The 14716-nt window shown below is 58.7% G+C and carries 16 protein-coding genes and 4 tRNA genes; 4 read left to right on the top strand and 16 right to left on the bottom strand.

Annotated features, from left to right (window positions below; genetic code table 11):
• Window positions 1-40 precede the first annotated feature (40 nt).
• On the top strand, window positions 41-757 hold the full coding sequence (locus QMK51_RS07995; protein WP_320393676.1) for a tetratricopeptide repeat protein: 717 nt from the start codon (window positions 41-43) through the stop codon (window positions 755-757).
• A gap of 18 nt (window positions 758-775) precedes the next feature.
• Complete coding sequence (locus QMK51_RS07990) at window positions 776-1045, top strand: DUF3613 domain-containing protein (RefSeq protein ID WP_320393675.1); 270 nt, start codon at window positions 776-778, stop codon at window positions 1043-1045.
• A 389-nt stretch (window positions 1046-1434) separates the two neighbouring features.
• Here the strand turns inward: QMK51_RS07990 and QMK51_RS07985 are convergent, their stop codons facing one another.
• The 12 genes from QMK51_RS07985 to QMK51_RS07930 all read right to left on the bottom strand — a co-directional run bounded on the left by QMK51_RS07985 (window position 1435) and on the right by QMK51_RS07930 (window position 11738).
• A complete protein-coding gene (locus QMK51_RS07985; protein ID WP_320393674.1) occupies window positions 1435-2403 on the bottom strand; it encodes a type II secretion system F family protein in 969 nt (322 codons plus the stop codon).
• A 29-nt stretch (window positions 2404-2432) separates the two neighbouring features.
• Window positions 2433-3419: a type II secretion system F family protein gene (locus tag QMK51_RS07980; RefSeq protein ID WP_320393673.1), complete on the bottom strand. Its 987-nt coding sequence runs from the start codon at window positions 3417-3419 to the stop codon at window positions 2433-2435.
• On the bottom strand, window positions 3416-4849 hold the full coding sequence (locus QMK51_RS07975) for a CpaF family protein (RefSeq protein ID WP_320393672.1): 1434 nt from the start codon (window positions 4847-4849) through the stop codon (window positions 3416-3418). Before QMK51_RS07975 ends, QMK51_RS07980 begins: the two co-directional genes overlap by 4 nt.
• A gap of 3 nt (window positions 4850-4852) precedes the next feature.
• The gene (locus QMK51_RS07970) at window positions 4853-6073 is read right to left on the bottom strand and encodes an AAA family ATPase (protein ID WP_320393671.1); all 1221 of its coding nucleotides are present in this window, start codon (window positions 6071-6073) and stop codon (window positions 4853-4855) included.
• Window positions 6067-6561, bottom strand: a complete 495-nt coding sequence (locus QMK51_RS07965; RefSeq protein WP_320393670.1) for a TadE/TadG family type IV pilus assembly protein — start codon at window positions 6559-6561, stop codon at window positions 6067-6069. Before QMK51_RS07965 ends, QMK51_RS07970 begins: the two co-directional genes overlap by 7 nt.
• Window positions 6561-7043 (bottom strand): TadE/TadG family type IV pilus assembly protein, encoded by a 483-nt coding sequence (locus QMK51_RS07960; RefSeq protein WP_320393669.1) that lies wholly within the window; start codon window positions 7041-7043, stop codon window positions 6561-6563. Before QMK51_RS07960 ends, QMK51_RS07965 begins: the two co-directional genes overlap by 1 nt.
• Window positions 7044-7051: 8 nt before the next feature.
• Window positions 7052-8398 carry a TadE/TadG family type IV pilus assembly protein gene (locus QMK51_RS07955; RefSeq protein ID WP_320393668.1) on the bottom strand — a complete coding sequence of 449 codons (1347 nt, stop codon included), beginning with the start codon at window positions 8396-8398 and terminating at the stop codon, window positions 7052-7054.
• A gap of 75 nt (window positions 8399-8473) precedes the next feature.
• Window positions 8474-9280 (bottom strand): Flp pilus assembly protein CpaB, encoded by an 807-nt coding sequence (gene cpaB / locus QMK51_RS07950; protein WP_320393667.1) that lies wholly within the window; start codon window positions 9278-9280, stop codon window positions 8474-8476.
• Window positions 9281-9295: 15 nt separating this feature from the next.
• Window positions 9296-10630 carry an AAA family ATPase gene (locus QMK51_RS07945; protein ID WP_320393666.1) on the bottom strand — a complete coding sequence of 445 codons (1335 nt, stop codon included), beginning with the start codon at window positions 10628-10630 and terminating at the stop codon, window positions 9296-9298.
• A gap of 2 nt (window positions 10631-10632) precedes the next feature.
• A complete protein-coding gene (locus tag QMK51_RS07940; RefSeq protein ID WP_320393665.1) occupies window positions 10633-11163 on the bottom strand; it encodes a prepilin peptidase in 531 nt (176 codons plus the stop codon).
• Window positions 11164-11191: 28 nt separating this feature from the next.
• Complete coding sequence (locus tag QMK51_RS07935; RefSeq protein ID WP_320393664.1) at window positions 11192-11386, bottom strand: Flp family type IVb pilin; 195 nt, start codon at window positions 11384-11386, stop codon at window positions 11192-11194.
• Window positions 11387-11543: 157 nt separating this feature from the next.
• The gene (locus QMK51_RS07930; RefSeq protein ID WP_320393663.1) at window positions 11544-11738 is read right to left on the bottom strand and encodes a Flp family type IVb pilin; all 195 of its coding nucleotides are present in this window, start codon (window positions 11736-11738) and stop codon (window positions 11544-11546) included.
• Window positions 11739-12149: 411 nt separating this feature from the next.
• On the opposite strand from QMK51_RS07930, the gene QMK51_RS07925 reads away from it, so the two are divergent.
• Window positions 12150-13016: a response regulator transcription factor gene (locus tag QMK51_RS07925; protein ID WP_320393662.1), complete on the top strand. Its 867-nt coding sequence runs from the start codon at window positions 12150-12152 to the stop codon at window positions 13014-13016.
• 57 nt (window positions 13017-13073) lie between these two features.
• Here QMK51_RS07925 and QMK51_RS07920 read toward each other — a convergent pair.
• The 4 genes from QMK51_RS07920 to QMK51_RS07905 all read right to left on the bottom strand — a co-directional run bounded on the left by QMK51_RS07920 (window position 13074) and on the right by QMK51_RS07905 (window position 13486).
• Window positions 13074-13149, bottom strand: a tRNA-Gly gene (locus QMK51_RS07920).
• 3 nt (window positions 13150-13152) lie between these two features.
• Window positions 13153-13228 (bottom strand) — tRNA-Glu (locus QMK51_RS07915).
• A 104-nt stretch (window positions 13229-13332) separates the two neighbouring features.
• A tRNA-Gly gene (locus QMK51_RS07910) sits at window positions 13333-13408 on the bottom strand.
• 2 nt (window positions 13409-13410) lie between these two features.
• Window positions 13411-13486: transfer RNA gene (locus tag QMK51_RS07905), tRNA-Glu, on the bottom strand.
• A 393-nt stretch (window positions 13487-13879) separates the two neighbouring features.
• Between QMK51_RS07905 and QMK51_RS07900 the strand changes: the two genes are divergently transcribed.
• Window positions 13880-14638 (top strand): hypothetical protein, encoded by a 759-nt coding sequence (locus QMK51_RS07900; RefSeq protein ID WP_258699570.1) that lies wholly within the window; start codon window positions 13880-13882, stop codon window positions 14636-14638.
• The last annotated feature ends 78 nt before the right edge of the window (window positions 14639-14716 follow it).

Here is a 14716-nt window from a genome sequence, read left to right as displayed (position 1 = left end):
TTGGCCAGGAGTTCAAGGTGTTGTAGCCAGAGGACACGCGATGAAAGCAGTCATTGCAATAGCAACAACATTGATGCTCGCAGGTTGTGCCACCAATGGCCTGTCTTCGCGACCGGTTAGCTGTGCCAAGCCCGCTTCGGAGCAAGAGTTGGCCCTGAATCTGGCCGACAACATGGCCAACGAGGGCCGTTTGTATGCCAGCCTGGCGAATCTGGAAGGGTTGCCCGATGACCTGGTCCAGGTTCGCCTGCGCAAGGCTCGGGTGCTGCGTTTGATGGGGCGTAACGATGCGGGGCCGTTGTATCAAAGCTTGCTCGGCACCTGTCTGGCCGCTGAAGGGGAACATGGCCTGGGCCAGTTGGCTGCGGCCAAAAATGATAACGCCACCGCGGCCACTCACCTTGAGCGAGCGGTGAAGATGTCCCCCACCGACGACAAGATGCGCAATGACCTGGGGGTCGTCTACCTCAATCAGCGACGGATCCCTGAGGCACGCTTCGAGTTCATGACGGCCATGGAGCTCAAGCAGGCGGATTCACTGGCAGCACTCAATATGGTGACGCTGCTGATCTATCAGGATAACTGGAAGGCGGCTGCCGAACTCGCGAACCGCGCCAGCTTGAGCCCCCAACAAGTCGCAGAGGCTCAAAACCGCGCGGAAAAACTCAAGACCTCTGCCAAAAAAGCGGTGGCTTCGGAGGGGAATCGCAAGACTGAGGCAGTCGTCGATGCCTCAGCCGGCGCTGCGATCAAGTAGAACGTACGAGGAGTCGAGATGAATACCAAAAGGCTGTTGATTGTGTGCATGGCTTGCCTGTCCACCAGTGCCTGGGCTATTGAGCCGGGGCCCTCCTCGGCGCCGCAAAAAGGCACCGAACAGTGGATGCAGCTACAGATTCGTGGTGTGGTTGCCTCCCCTATACTGCAAACCGCTTCGGCCACCGAACGTGACCTGGCCATGCAGCGCTGGCTGAACAGCTTCACCTACCCGATTCCAGCATTCTTTGAACAAAAAGGAGCGGGCGAGATCCCCAGCAGCAACTGAGGCACATCAGTGGGTGATCAGCCTCTGGCGTCGTCCAGAATGGCCTGGCTGAAAAGCCGGGCTTGATGACGTCTGCAGAAAAGTATGGGTCTCTACACATTTCCCGATTCTGACCGGACTCCCCTAATGAAATGGGTTACCCCCGCCTCACCCTGTGAAAGCTTAGCGGGCGTTCACAGGATGAGGCGGGGGTAACCATGCAGGAGCTGGCGAAGGCTGCGGTCTTTGGCTTTTAACGCCTGTCCAGGCAACCGAGTTGCCTGCCAGAAGAAGCAAAAGATCGCAGCCTTCGGCAGCTCCTACGGGAGAGGTGTGGATCGATGGAGGGAAAGTACAGATCAGGCGCGGGTGGCGAGGCCATCGTGCTCGACGGCCTCCACCGGTTTGGCTCACATATTTCCGAATGCTCTGAACACACCGATCATGGCCGGGCCGATGGCGACCAGAAAGAAGCTCGGCCACAGGCAGAAGATCAGCGGGAATATCAGCTTTGTGCCAATTTTCGCCCCCATTTCCTCGGCGGCTTGTGTACGCCGGTCACGGAACTCATCGGCATAGATGCGCAGGGTGTCGGCCACGCTGGTACCAAAGCGAATACTCTGCGCCAACAGGCTGACCAACCCTTGTACGTCATCCAGACCGGTGCGCACAGCCAGTTGCTTGAGCGCCTCGGTACTGGAAACGCCCGCACGGATTTGCGCATTGACCAGGGCCAATTCTTCAGCCAGCTCAATCTGACTGACCGACATCTCCTCAGCCACTCGCTCGATGGTCGTAGGCAGGGCCAGGCCCGACTCCACGCACACCACCATCAAATCCAGTGCATCCGGAAACGCGACACGCAACCGGTTTTGTCGCATCTGCTTGCGCTTGGCGACATACAGCCCTGGCAGCAGCCATCCGATACCGGCCATCATGACCACCAACAGCAGCCCTATCGCCAGGGAAACCTTGGGGATCATCGGCAACAGCAGCAACGCAAGGCCTACCAACAACAGCGGTAGCATCAAGCGCACCGCCCAGTACATCTGCACCGCCGAAGAGGAGCGATACCCCGCATGCATCAACAGGGTCTGGGTTACGGATGCCTGGGCCGATTCGGCCGAGCCAAAGCGCTGGCCTACCCGCTCCAGCAACAGTTGCAGGTTACTCGGCGCGTCCTGCCCCGCAGTGTTGCCTAAATGACCACGCTTGATCAGTGCCAGACGACGCTGCACCGGGTCCTGAAGACCCAGCATCAGCAACATCAAAGCGACGACTGCAAGCACCGTACTCAAACCGATCGCGCCGAGGAACAACAGGCGCGCAATCTCCTCGTTCCCCGTGACCCGACTGAACAACCCGAGCAAAAAGTCCATGACCTGTACCTCCCGGTAGCGAATATCGCTTAAACCTGAATCCGGATGATTTTCCGTATCCAGAAAATTCCGATCAACATGGCGCAGAAAGCCCCGATGATCAGCTTGTGTCCTATGGGATCATTGAGCAGCACAGGCATGTAGCTGGGGCTTGTGAGCACGATCGCAATGGCCAGCACGAAGGGGATCGCCACCAGCACCCAGGCCGACATGCGCCCTTCCGCCGACAGGGTTTTGATCTTGCGCTGAAAGCGGAAGCGCCCACGGATCAGCCGACTCAGACGCTCCAGCACTTCGGTCAGATTGCCGCCGGTCTCGCGATGGATGAGGATCGAGGTCACCAGCATCATCACCGTCATGCTGGGCATGCGCTCCAGCAGACCGAGCATGGCCCGGCGTACATCGTTGCCATAGTTGATATCGGCGAAGGTCAGACCGAACTCATGAGCGACCGGCCCCTTGTGCTCCTCGGCGACCAGGCGCAGGGTTTCGTTGAACGGGTGCCCGGCGCGCAGGGCCCGGCACATGGCATCCAGCGCATCCGGCAGGCCTTCTTCAAACTGAGCGAAACGTTTGTTACGGTCACGAGAAACCTTCAGCAGTGGTAACCAGAACGCCCCGAAGCCCGCCAGCAGCGCCATCCACCAGACGGTCGAGATCATCCCGACCGAGATGCCCGCACAGACGCCCAGGAACAGCCCGAGCAACATCACCCGGTAAGCACGGTATTCGTGGCCAGCCTGCTCGATCATCTGTGTCAGGTTCGCCATAAAGGGCAACTGTTCGAGCATGGCCTCCAGAGGCGACAAACGCGTCAGGTACTTCTGCCGCAACACCGTCTGCATGTTGGGCAGATTGTTGGCTTTCTCCAGTACATGCAAACGGCCGCGGATGCGCTTGCGCATCTTGCCGGCCTCGCCGAACACCGGCACTACCACGCCCTGGGACAGGAGGAACACGGCGATAAACACCATGCCGAGGAACATCAGAATGAATTCAGCAGGAATATGACTCATGGCTGCCGTCCCTCCATCCACTCAGGCCTGAACATCGTCAGCGGCAACTCGATGCCGCGCTTGGCCAGCACATCACGGAAAGCCGGGATCATGCCGCTGGGGCGATAGTCGCCGAGCACTTCACCGTTTTCGCCCATGCCTTGGCGCGCGAAGGAGAAGATTTCGGTCATGGTGATGATCTCGCCCTCCATGCCGTTGATCTCCTGCACGCTGACCAGTCGACGCTTGCCGTCTTCCTGACGTTCCAGCTGGATCACCACATCAATGGCCGAGGCGATCTGCTGACGCATGGCCTTGATCGGGAAGGTCGCCCCGGTCATCGACACCATGTTCTCGATTCGCCCCAACGCATCGCGCGCGGTGTTGGCGTGGATGGTGGTCAACGAGCCATCGTGGCCGGTGTTCATGGCGGTCAGCATGTCCAGCGCCTCGGCGCCGCGCACTTCGCCGATCACAATACGGTCCGGGCGCATCCGCAGGCTGTTGCGCACCAACTCCCGCTGGCTCACCTCGCCACGTCCCTCGATATTCGAAGGCCGGGTTTCCAGACGCACTACATGAGGCTGCTGCAGTTGCAGCTCGGCCGAGTCTTCGATGGTGACGATCCGCTCGTTGTGCGGGATGAAACTGGACAGCACATTGAGCATGGTGGTCTTGCCGCTGCCGGTACCGCCGGAAATCAGCACGTTCAAACGCCCGCGGACAATCGCCTTGAGCAGCAGGGCAATGGCCGGGGTCAACGTCCCCACCTGGATCAGGCTGTCGGTATTGAGCAGGTCCACCGCAAAGCGGCGAATCGACATGCTCGGGCCGTCAATGGCCAGCGGCGGGATAATCGCGTTGACCCGCGAACCGTCCTTGAGCCGGGCGTCCACCAACGGTGAAGACTCGTCGATACGCCGACCCAGGCTGGACACGATGCGGTCGATGATGTTCAGCAAATGCTGATCATCGCGAAAACGCACATCGGTCCTTTGCAGTTTGCCGAAGCGTTCGACATAGACCGAGGCATAGCCGTTGACCAGGATGTCGGACACGCTGTGGTCGGCCAGTAATGGTTCCAGAGGCCCCAGACCGAGCACCTCATCGGTGATCTGCTTGATGATCAACTGGCGGCTGGCGGTACTCACCGGCGCCGAATGCTCATCGAGCAGGCGCAGGCAAATATCGCGAATCTGCCGCGTGGCCTCGGCCTGTTCCAGGGAGTCCAGCAAGGACAGGTCCATGACCTTGAGCAACTGCTGGTAGATCTTTTCCCGCCATTCGGCTTCCACCGGGGTGACCTGGCTTCTGGTTTCGTAAAGAACGTCCGGTGTTGCACGCTCCCACGCCATTATTTCTTCTGCCGGGTCCAGCAGGTCGTCGCCCAGCTGGGCAGCGGCGGGTTTACCGGACTGTTTGCGCAAGCGGTTACGAAAGTCGCTGATCATGGGTCATCCCCCGAAAAAACGGTTGAAGGCGCGTTTGAGTAAGCCTTTGTTCCCGGCCACGTGTTGACCGACCAGGTCCTCGGTCATGTCGCGCAAGGCAGCAGTAATCGCGGCCCTCGGCGCATGCAGCCCCAACGGCACGCCAGTGTTCTGACTCTGGCTGACCAGGTTGAAGTCGTTGGGTAATTTCGACAGATTGGTGCAGCGCAACGCCTCGCCGATATCTTTGAGGCTGATCGCCGCCGCCTTGTCAAAGCGGTTGACCACTATCTGCAATTGATCTCCGCGCACGCCCAGGTCATCACGAAGAATCCGCACCAGGGAGCTCGCATCGCGCAGATGACTGACGCTTTGCTGCACGACCACGTACACCCGATCCACCTGCTCCAGGACAGAACCGGTGAGGTGGTCGATTTGCCGCGGCAGGTCGATCACCACCCAGTCATAGCTGGCGCGGGCCAATTGCAACAAGGTGTCAAGTTGCTCGGGCTGGGCATCCTGCGGCAGACACAGCTCACCGGCCCGACCACCCAGCACATGCAAGGTGGGGCTGAAGTGACTGCAAAAACCGCGTAACGCAACGCTGTCCATGCCGTCGATCTGATGCAACACCTCAAGATGGCTGTGCGACTGCGCCACATCCAGATAATGCGTCACGCTGCCAAATTGCAGGTCCATATCCAGCAGCAAGGTACTGCCGCCCCTGGCGCTGAGCTGCTGAGCCAGGTTGCAGGCCACCAGGGTTCCGCCAGAGCCGCCCTTGGCGCTCATCACGGCGATCAATTTCCCTTCTACCCCACTACCGGTCCGAACCTCCATGACCAGACGATTCAGGGCGGCGACCAATTCTGTCTCGGCGATGGGCTCGGGCAGCACGTCACGGGCGCCGGCCTGCATTGCCATGCGCATGCCTTCCTGTTCGCTCAGCAGACCGCAGACCAACATCGGTGGACGCTCATGGGCCGGGTGCAGCAACAGCGCCGCCAGCTCCTCACGCCACAGATGGCTGACGCGTAACAGCAACAGATCGGGCATCCGGTCCAGGCCGTAGAGCGGGTCGACATGCCCATTACTCACCAGGCGAGTACTCACCTCAAGGCAAGGCATACGTTGGCAAACACTCTGCAGATCGCGCAAAGAGGTGGCGTCACGGCTGCTGATCAGCAACCGGAGCCCGGCCTTGCCGGTCGAGCTTGAGAGCGGAGTGTCCTTGGTATTCAGCATGGTGTGATCTCCCCGGAATCGGAATGACGTCCAAGGCTTTCGCGTGGCAAGGTTGCCCTGAATGCAGGCAAGGTAATGGGCACGCCAAACCCGGGAATAAACAGATTGAAAACGAAGCCTTGCAGACTCAACTGGACATAACGGATGGCACGAAAACCGGTGGCGCTGACCAGGTCGCCGGGATTGGCCACCACAGCGCCGTTGACGTCCAGATAGGTCAGCGTCAGATGGGTGGTGGCCAGACTCGTGATCAGCTGGCTCGTACCGGCGTCGGTCGAGGCATTGAAGATCGCCCGCCGCAAGACCACCGGATCGCTGATATTGCACACCGCTGCCAGCCGCGCACCACGGCGCGTGGCTTCATCCAGCGCATTGACCGTGAAGTACAGGCGGCCCATTTCCACCACGCCGAACAACAGAATGAACACCAGCATGCCAACGAAGGCGAACTCCACGACATAGGTGCCGTGCATGCGTTTTTTGTTCATCACAGTGCCCTCATGACGGTAGTGGCAATCAGCGGAATGGCCAGCGCAAACTGTCCACCGAAAAAGCCCGGAAACATACCAGCGCAATTGCCACTGCCAATCACCGGGCAGAAGTTATAGGTAATGGTGACCCGCACATGGTCGGTGCCCACCGCGGCGACCGCTACGTTCGCGGTCGTCAACCCCGACACCACCGCGGTCCCGGTATTTGCAGGTACACCATAGACCGCCACGTTTTTCGTCTGGCTCACCAATGTTGCGTTGGTCAGATCGATAGCGCCCTTCGTCGAGTTCCAGGCCTGGCTGGCGACGAAACGGTCGGCATCACGGCTGGCCTGTAGCAGGACGTTGTACTGGTAGAGCATGCGACCGAATTCGCCCAGGCTCAGCAACAACAGGAGCAACAGCGGCAGGACGAGGGTGAATTCCACCAGTGCCACGCCTTGCTGGGCCTGCCGTTGTTTAAAAGAGTGAAGTCTCATGACGCCTCCTACGAGTCTGTGCTCGGAGTGCCGCTGCCGTTGAGATAGGTTTTGTAGAGCTGAATGATCTGCGGGCCGACATCGCTCGTCGGATTAGGACCGGGCACGTTGTCGCCTTCGCACTCCTTCACAAACTGGCCGAAGATCTGCGCCTCCGTGCCGCCGTTACTCATTGGCTGCACCACGAAATAGCAGCCAAAACCCAAGACGGGGACCGAAGTTGAACCGCCCTGTTTGCCGGTGCAGTCGCCCACCACGATTTTCAGCATCCGGCGCTCGAACACCCCGTTGCTCTCACAGCCACTTCCGGACCCTGCCACACACGCGGCAGCGCTCGCACGCCAGTCGTTGTAGTCCAGTATCGCGTTGCTGCCCGCCGTGAGATTACCGCCGCTCGATGTGACGGTTTGCCCCTTGTACTTCTCTACTGGCGGGTTGACTGAGTCGTCGTAAGTGATCGCGGGGGTGCTGGACGTCGTCACCAGGTCTGGCGGATAGTCCGAGGCGCTGACCGGACCGTTGTAGATACCGAAGCGCGTATTCAACCCTTGAGAAGTAGGGCCGACCTTGTTGCCAGGGGCAGTCTGGACGTTTTGCCCCACGTTGCGGCAAACCGAGCCACCTCCGGCCAGGTCATCCCTGACCGTACTGCCGCCCGAGCCAAAGTCGAGCAACTGAAAGTTGCCTGGGCCAATGGGGGACGAATTGCCGGCAGCCGTCTTCAATACCTGCAAATCACCAAACTGGAAGCCCCAGAACATGCCAGCGGCCGGGTTGTATTTAGTCGAGTCGCCACAGACCATCAAAGGTGCAAGATCACAGGGACTGGTGGGGCTGGGGCCGGCGGTGGCGATCGCCGCCACGGCCTTGTTCCCAAGACCCGCAGTGCCTAATGTCTGGACGAAGCTCCAGAAAAAACCTGTCAGGCGATAGCTCGGTACCGATACCCGAACGTATTTGGCATTTGCCGGCCCGGGATAGGAGAACGGGCCGTAGACACTGCTGGAAAGTTCCACCGTTGCAAATGCGCCTGGGTTGCCGGCGACCGCCGTTGCCAATTCGGTGTTGCCCGTGGCATTGGCATTTTGCGTCAGCGTATTGAGCGCTGCGGTGCGTGTCGAGCTGGCCATGGTGGCAGCACCTGCCACCTCAAGCAGGGTTTTGGCGCCACTCAGGGCGGCGGCATCCACAGCGTTTTGCAGGCGCGTCTTGTTCAACATCATGTGCCCGCCGTCCAGGGCCAACGCCGCCATCATGGAAATCGCCGCCAAGGCGATCACCATCAGTACGCTCACCGCTCCTCCCTGGCGCCTTGGCGTCGCAGTGAACGGCCGCTGAATACGAAGATTCATCATCAAGCCCTCGATTGCCGATACTGATCCGGATCGGCTCCGCCAATACCTTGGTGCACAGGCACCCCTACCGCTCTATCAACGAACTTTCACTACACTGGTCTGGATCCCGCGAATGATGGTGAGAGCCCCGCCACCCTCGCCACGTTGCACCACGCGTTTTTGCACCGGGGCGGCGGCCACAACCATGGGGGCCTGCGCAACAGGCGCGGCGGTCACGATTTTTTTCTCGGAGTTCAGCGGGTTGCGCAGCGCCAGTTGCAGCTTGCCTTCTGTCTGCGCCGTGACCAGGGTTTCCGCCTCGGCGGCCGACATCTCCAGCGTCACTGCACGCACCACCACCGGTTGGGTCTTGTCGGTACCCGCCGTCTGGTCCACCGCCAGCACTCGCAAGTTCTCGAGGATGGTCCTGGACACGGCGCTGTTACTGCCGGCACTGGTGGTTTTGGTCGCCAGTACATCGACCCGGTTACCTGGAAGGAGGAATCCGCCGACACCGACCACATCGTCCACGCGCACCGATATGGCACGTTTGTCTGTCGCAATCAGCGAGGCCAGCGTGCTGCCACCCAAGTGCTCGCTCAATCGCGCGCCGCGCACGATGTCGCCCTTCAGAATGTCGAACGTTGCGATCTTGCCCACTGCTTTGTCGCTGGAGTCGAAGGCATCGTCCGGGATCGTGTCCATGGGCATGCGCATGGTCGTGACCTGTTGGGCCTCGACCATCTGCCCGAATGGAATCTCTACCGTGGCAACCACCACGCTTCGAAGGTGGTCATCCGGGGTGGCATTGAGCCGGGCGCTCAGCCAGGAGTCGGCCATCCATGCAGCACCAAGGCCCATGACCAGGGAAACGCCTATCAGGGAAACAGTACGAGAGCTCATGTCAGTATCTCCGTATCAAAGAAAGTCGAGCTGGACGAAGTAGTTGTGCCAGGCCCATTCCAACTCTTGTGGCGACAAGGCCCCGGAACCGCCCAGATAACGCTGACGATCGAGGGCCATGTTCAGGAGATCGCGGGGATGGCAAGGCACCAGGGGCATGCCTTCACTTGCATAAAGCCTTTGCAGTACATAACGCACCAACAGCGGGTCGTAAGGAATGCCCAGACGCTCGCTTTCCTGACGCCAGATCTTTTCGTACTCCTCAGGCTTCAGGTAACCGAACTGCAGCTTGTAGCCAATCCGGCGGAGGAAGGCTTCATCGGCCAGTTCCAAAGGATTGAGGTTGGTGGAGAACACCAGAATCAGATCGAACGGCAACTCACAATGCCGACCGCCGCCCAGGTTGAGGAAGTCGCGTTTCTCTTCCATCGGGACGATCCAGCGATTGAATAGCTCGGCGGGTGCCATGCGCTGGCGTCCCATGTCATCGATGATGAACAGGCCATTGCTGGCCTTGAGCTGCAAGGCGGCCTGGTACTGACGGGTGAAGGGGTCATAGCGAACGTCCAGCTGTTCCATGCTCAATTCACCGCCCGTAATGACAATCGGGCGTTTGCAGCACACCAGTCGACGGTCGATCCCTTCGTTGAGCATCAGGTTATTCTGTTGACCGTTGTCATCCAGACGCTGATGCACCTGCGGGTCATAGATCTCGATCACCGACTCGTTGATCACGATGGCATGCGGCACCCAGATGGCCTCGGCGAACAGACGAATCAGCCGGCTGCTGACATAGGTCTTGCCGGTACCCGCTGGGCCATAAATCATGATCGCACGCCCGGAATTCAGGGCCACACCCAGCTTATCGAGCATCCCCTCCGTGAGCACTACACCGGCAAGGGCCTTGTGCATATCGCTCGCGCTGATGCGACCATGGTGAATGGTCTGGATTTTGATCAGGGAGCGGTAGGTACTCACCGGGAACGGTGCCGCGCCGATATAGCCGCTGCGCGACAGGGCATCGCGGGCGGCACTGCGACCGCGCTCGGTCAGGCCGTAACGCAGTATCTGCCCACTGGTCGTTTGCGGCCCCATCTGGCCAAGCACTTCGATACGGCCATCCTTGCGCAGAAACGCCAGGACCTCTTCAAGTACGGCGCCGGTCAGCGCCAGGCGCTCCACCAGACGCGACATATCCAGCACGCCGGCATCGTACAAATGCTTGCACACCAACTCACCGAGAAAACTGTCAGTCAGACCGGTTTCGCGGATTGTGCACGGCTGAGGAGCCAGTCGTTGCACCGCCTCCCGATCGCTGGGGTAGGCATCACTATCGACGATGACGTGCATGACTAACCTCCCAATCCACCGGCAACGAGTTGCCAGTAGACGCTGTTCAAAGTGCCGATCAAGATTGCAATCGAATAAGGAAAAGGCTTGCCGGCCACTTCATCCGAAGTCGGCGCCAGATAGGCTTGCGCCCTGAGAATCAACCAATAACGCCCCAGGGTCTGAAACAATTGCCCGCGAACCAGCACGATCAGGAAACCGCACACGCCACCGGCTATCAGGCTGAACAAGGCAGCCCACAACGCGAAATGAAACGGTAGAAAACTGCCGACCATGGCCATCAACTTGACGTCGCCGGCGGCCATGCCACCCAAGGCATACATGGGCAGAAACAGCGCAAAACAAATCAGGATACCCAGCAGGCTGTCACCCAGTCCGCTGACACCACCTGAATAAGTCTGAGCAACCAATCCCAGGGCAAGGCCCAGCAGGACCAGCATGTTGGGGATACGGTGGCGAAGCAGATCGCTCACCACCGCGACGCCCAGCAGTCCTAGCAGCACAACAGTTGAGACCAGCAATTCCATGGACATGGCGCGTCTCCCCCTACCGGGATTATCGTTAGCAGGCAACGTTGCCGTTGACCGCCTGGCACAGCGCTCTGATCTTGGTATCCACGGCGCCGCCCAGAAGAACGAAGGCTGCAGCAACAGCTACCGTAACCAACCCACCTGCCACCGCGTATTCCACAATGGTCAGGCCATCTTCATCTTTGGCGAACTTGCTTATCGAAGTTCTGATTGTTTGCAGAGTCATTTTGTGTACCTCACTTCAGCGGTCATACGGCTCGGAAAGTACATTGGCGGGGACAGCGCGAAGTCCATTGAGTTATCCGGTCGCTCTAACAGCAAAACAGTAACAACCGGTTATTCCATGAACGTCGCCGCGTCCCGCCGCCGTAAGTTTTTTGTTATCAGCACGCAACGTTGCCGTTGACGGCCTGGCACAGTGCTCTGATTTTGGTATTCACGGCACCGCCCAAAAGAACGAACGCAGCAGCAACCAATACCGTAATCAGCCCACCGGCCACGGCGTATTCCACAATGGTCAGGCCATCTTCGTCTTTGGCGAACTTCACTACCGAAGTCTTGATTGTTTGCAGATTCATTTTGCCCACCTCACTCGAATGTTGTTTTTCCGGAAGGCAGTACGTGCTGCACTGCCTGATGCAACCCTAGTCAGGTGCAAGGCATGGGCGTTAGGAAGATTTTGCACATCACTAGGACTTTTTTGCGGACGCGGCCAAATACGCTGATTGGCCGTTTCAGAAGTAAAAAGAGGGGTAAAACAAGGGATGGCTCGCGAATACCGCTGACTTCGATTCACAAGCGACGAGTGGCTGATGCCTGGTGCCTCGACAACACACCAACAGGCAGTTGCCCGGGACTGATTTCCAGGCAACGCATAGAGCAGATAGAACTAAGATTCGTCTTTCTTATCAGGATTTAATCTGCAAAGTGATAGCACGTTAGCAATACTACTCAGCGAAGAGGGGCACTAAGAACCACAGAGTAGAGACATGACGTCCAATTTGACCAGAAGGCCATCGCTACTGTGGTTCGATCTGACTCACGATCGTTCCACAAAGGAACTCATCGCGCAGTTCGAGGACACTTGCGACTGCAAACTGGCGAAAAACTCCGTGTTGCCCCACGGGGAACAGGCAGACATGATCTGCATCCACTTCGACCGCCCCGACACACCGGGCTTGAGGCTGTTGCTGGAAATCAAACGCACCTCACCCACGATTCCAATCACCATGTTCACCGTGCAGCACTCGGAAGAACTGGCCGTCTGGGCCATGCGTTCCAGTGTCTGGGAATACATGGTGCTCCCGTTCTCAGGCACCGAGAGAAAACGCTACCTGACGGCGGTGGTGCAGTTGTGCGAGTTGCGTCGAAATATCAACGGCCAGGGCCAGACATCGCTGATCGACCACTCCCCGACCCTGCCGGACAGCATCCGGCTGACCTCCGGGCACCAAAAACACCAGGCGCTAAGCAACGTCATGCTGTACATCGACCAGCACTTTCGGGACAGCATCGATCAGAGGGATTTGGCCAAGCGCTGCGGCATGACGACATTTCGTTTCAGCCGCCTGTTCAAGGAAGCCAATGGCGTTGGCTTCACCGATTACGTCCTGGACAAGCGCATGAGTTTCGCCAAGCAACTGCTCGACAACAGCCAGATGCCTATTACCAGTATCGGCTATGAAGCCGGCTTCAAGGACCCTTCCTACTTCGCTCGCGCCTTCAAGCAGTTCGTCAACTGCACACCCAGCGAGTACCGCTTGGCACGCCAACTTAGAGCGGTAGCAGCGCAACCGGCGCTGGAGGATACAACCATTGAAGTGCTCGAGAGCCTGGTGCAGAGCCTTGGGAATTGAGGCAATTTTTTACGCGCATAAAAAAACGCCGCTCAAATGAGCGGCGTTTTTTGAATTTGGAGCGGGAAACGAGACTCGAACTCGCGACCCCGACCTTGGCAAGGTCGTGCTCTACCAACTGAGCTATTCCCGCAAATGGCGTCCCCTAGGGGACTCGAACCCCTGTTACCGCCGTGAAAGGGCGGTGTCCTAGGCCACTAGACGAAGGGGACACGCTGCCCGGAACACATGGTGTGTGTTTCGGTGCCCAGATCCGCATCCGAAGATTTGGTTCTGGTTTCACTCAGCTTTGCCCGAAAGCAACGCTGTTTAAAATTGGAGCGGGAAACGAGACTCGAACTCGCGACCCCGACCTTGGCAAGGTCGTGCTCTACCAACTGAGCTATTCCCGCATTGGCGTCCCCTAGGGGACTCGAACCCCTGTTACCGCCGTGAAAGGGCGGTGTCCTAGGCCACTAGACGAAGGGGACACACGTACAACATTCACTCCCTACCGCGTTTCGCTGTGTGCTTTACGCTGTAAGTGGCGCGCATTCTATGGATGGATTGAGGGGTCGTCAACCCCCAGATATAAATTTATTTAAATCAATGACTTCGCCCTGCTTTCGGCAGAGATTCAGGCTTTTCCGTCGCCTGACCTTTGGCGCCTATATTCTGGCATCCGCCGAGACGCTATAGTCCATGCCGAGATGATGGCAATGTGCACATCGCACGCTATTTACTTATAGATGCGGCATTGCGGCCGATATAAGCAGAGCTGTAGCCGTTTCACTCGTCGAGCGGCCCTATGCGCCCAAATGCCAAGCCACTACACTCGACTCGCACGCGAACCCTATAAAGAGGTCTTACCGGTGACACCACTCATGATCACCCTGCTAGTCGTAGCCGGGATCGCACTATTGATCGCCATTGGCTACATGAACCATGTGGTGGAAAACAACAAGCTGGAAAAGGCCCGCACCAAGGTTGAACTCAACGACCGCTTGCGTCGCTGCGGCGAAATCACCGAGACCTTCCCCGGTCAGTTCATGACACCCGCGCTCAAGCTGCTATTGACCCGCCTGGAACTGAACGTCTGCCAGCGCCTGTTCAACCTGGAAAAGTCCAGCGCCACGCTAAAGGCACGGATTGCCGAACTGAGTACCTTGGCCGCCCAGGGCGAATCGATCCCGGTCAACAACCCGCCGGCACCGATCCAGACCGAAGCCAAAGCCAAAGACGTGCGCTTCCTGCTCGAAGCCCTGCATGGCCAGATCACCCGCGCCGCACAGGACGGTTTCCTGCCGCCCAACGAAGCCAAGCGCTGGATCCGCGAAGTGCGCCACATCCTGGTCCTGCTGCACATCGAATTCTTCAACAACCTCGGCCAGCATGCCCTGCAACAGAATCAGCCAGGCCAGGCCCGCCTGGCCTTCGAACGCGGCGCGCAATACCTGCGCAAACAACCGGAGCCTCAGGTTTACAGCGAACAACTCGAATACCTGGAAAAACTCCTGGCCCGCGCCAACGCCCAGGTCATGGACAAGATCGCGCCGGTTGAAGGCGAGGTGAACCAACTGACTGAAGGCCTCAAAGACGTTGAAGCTGATGCCGACTGGAAGAAGAAAGTGATCTACGACTGATCATGCAAATGCTGAAAAGCCACCGGGTCAGGTTTATGTCTGTCAGTTAAGGAACGAAACCTGTGGGAGCGGGCTTGC

This window comes from Pseudomonas sp. P9_31 (assembly GCF_034008235.1).
In the GTDB taxonomy this organism is placed as follows: domain Bacteria; phylum Pseudomonadota; class Gammaproteobacteria; order Pseudomonadales; family Pseudomonadaceae; genus Aquipseudomonas.
Note: the sequence above shows the minus strand (reverse complement) of the source record. Positions and strands in the feature narration are given on the sequence as shown.

Excerpts from the sequence above, each read along its gene's own strand:
- QMK51_RS07970 (WP_320393671.1), bottom strand. The coding sequence starts at position 6,073 with ATGCTGAATACCAAGGACACTCCGCTCTCAAGCTCGACCGGCAAGGCC.
- QMK51_RS07965 (WP_320393670.1), bottom strand. The coding sequence starts at position 6,561 with ATGAACAAAAAACGCATGCACGGCACCTATGTCGTGGAGTTCGCCTTC.
- QMK51_RS07945 (WP_320393666.1), bottom strand. The coding sequence starts at position 10,630 with ATGCACGTCATCGTCGATAGTGATGCCTACCCCAGCGATCGGGAGGCG.
- QMK51_RS07925 (WP_320393662.1), top strand. The coding sequence starts at position 12,150 with ATGACGTCCAATTTGACCAGAAGGCCATCGCTACTGTGGTTCGATCTG.
- QMK51_RS07930 (WP_320393663.1), bottom strand. The coding sequence starts at position 11,738 with ATGAATCTGCAAACAATCAAGACTTCGGTAGTGAAGTTCGCCAAAGAC.
- QMK51_RS07900 (WP_258699570.1), top strand. The coding sequence starts at position 13,880 with ATGATCACCCTGCTAGTCGTAGCCGGGATCGCACTATTGATCGCCATT.
- QMK51_RS07935 (WP_320393664.1), bottom strand. The coding sequence starts at position 11,386 with ATGACTCTGCAAACAATCAGAACTTCGATAAGCAAGTTCGCCAAAGAT.
- QMK51_RS07975 (WP_320393672.1), bottom strand. The coding sequence starts at position 4,849 with ATGATCAGCGACTTTCGTAACCGCTTGCGCAAACAGTCCGGTAAACCC.
- QMK51_RS07980 (WP_320393673.1), bottom strand. The coding sequence starts at position 3,419 with ATGAGTCATATTCCTGCTGAATTCATTCTGATGTTCCTCGGCATGGTG.
- QMK51_RS07985 (WP_320393674.1), bottom strand. The coding sequence starts at position 2,403 with ATGGACTTTTTGCTCGGGTTGTTCAGTCGGGTCACGGGGAACGAGGAG.
- QMK51_RS07940 (WP_320393665.1), bottom strand. The coding sequence starts at position 11,163 with ATGTCCATGGAATTGCTGGTCTCAACTGTTGTGCTGCTAGGACTGCTG.
- QMK51_RS07990 (WP_320393675.1), top strand. The coding sequence starts at position 776 with ATGAATACCAAAAGGCTGTTGATTGTGTGCATGGCTTGCCTGTCCACC.
- QMK51_RS07955 (WP_320393668.1), bottom strand. The coding sequence starts at position 8,398 with ATGATGAATCTTCGTATTCAGCGGCCGTTCACTGCGACGCCAAGGCGC.
- QMK51_RS07960 (WP_320393669.1), bottom strand. The coding sequence starts at position 7,043 with ATGAGACTTCACTCTTTTAAACAACGGCAGGCCCAGCAAGGCGTGGCA.
- cpaB (WP_320393667.1), bottom strand. The coding sequence starts at position 9,280 with ATGAGCTCTCGTACTGTTTCCCTGATAGGCGTTTCCCTGGTCATGGGC.
- QMK51_RS07995 (WP_320393676.1), top strand. The coding sequence starts at position 41 with ATGAAAGCAGTCATTGCAATAGCAACAACATTGATGCTCGCAGGTTGT.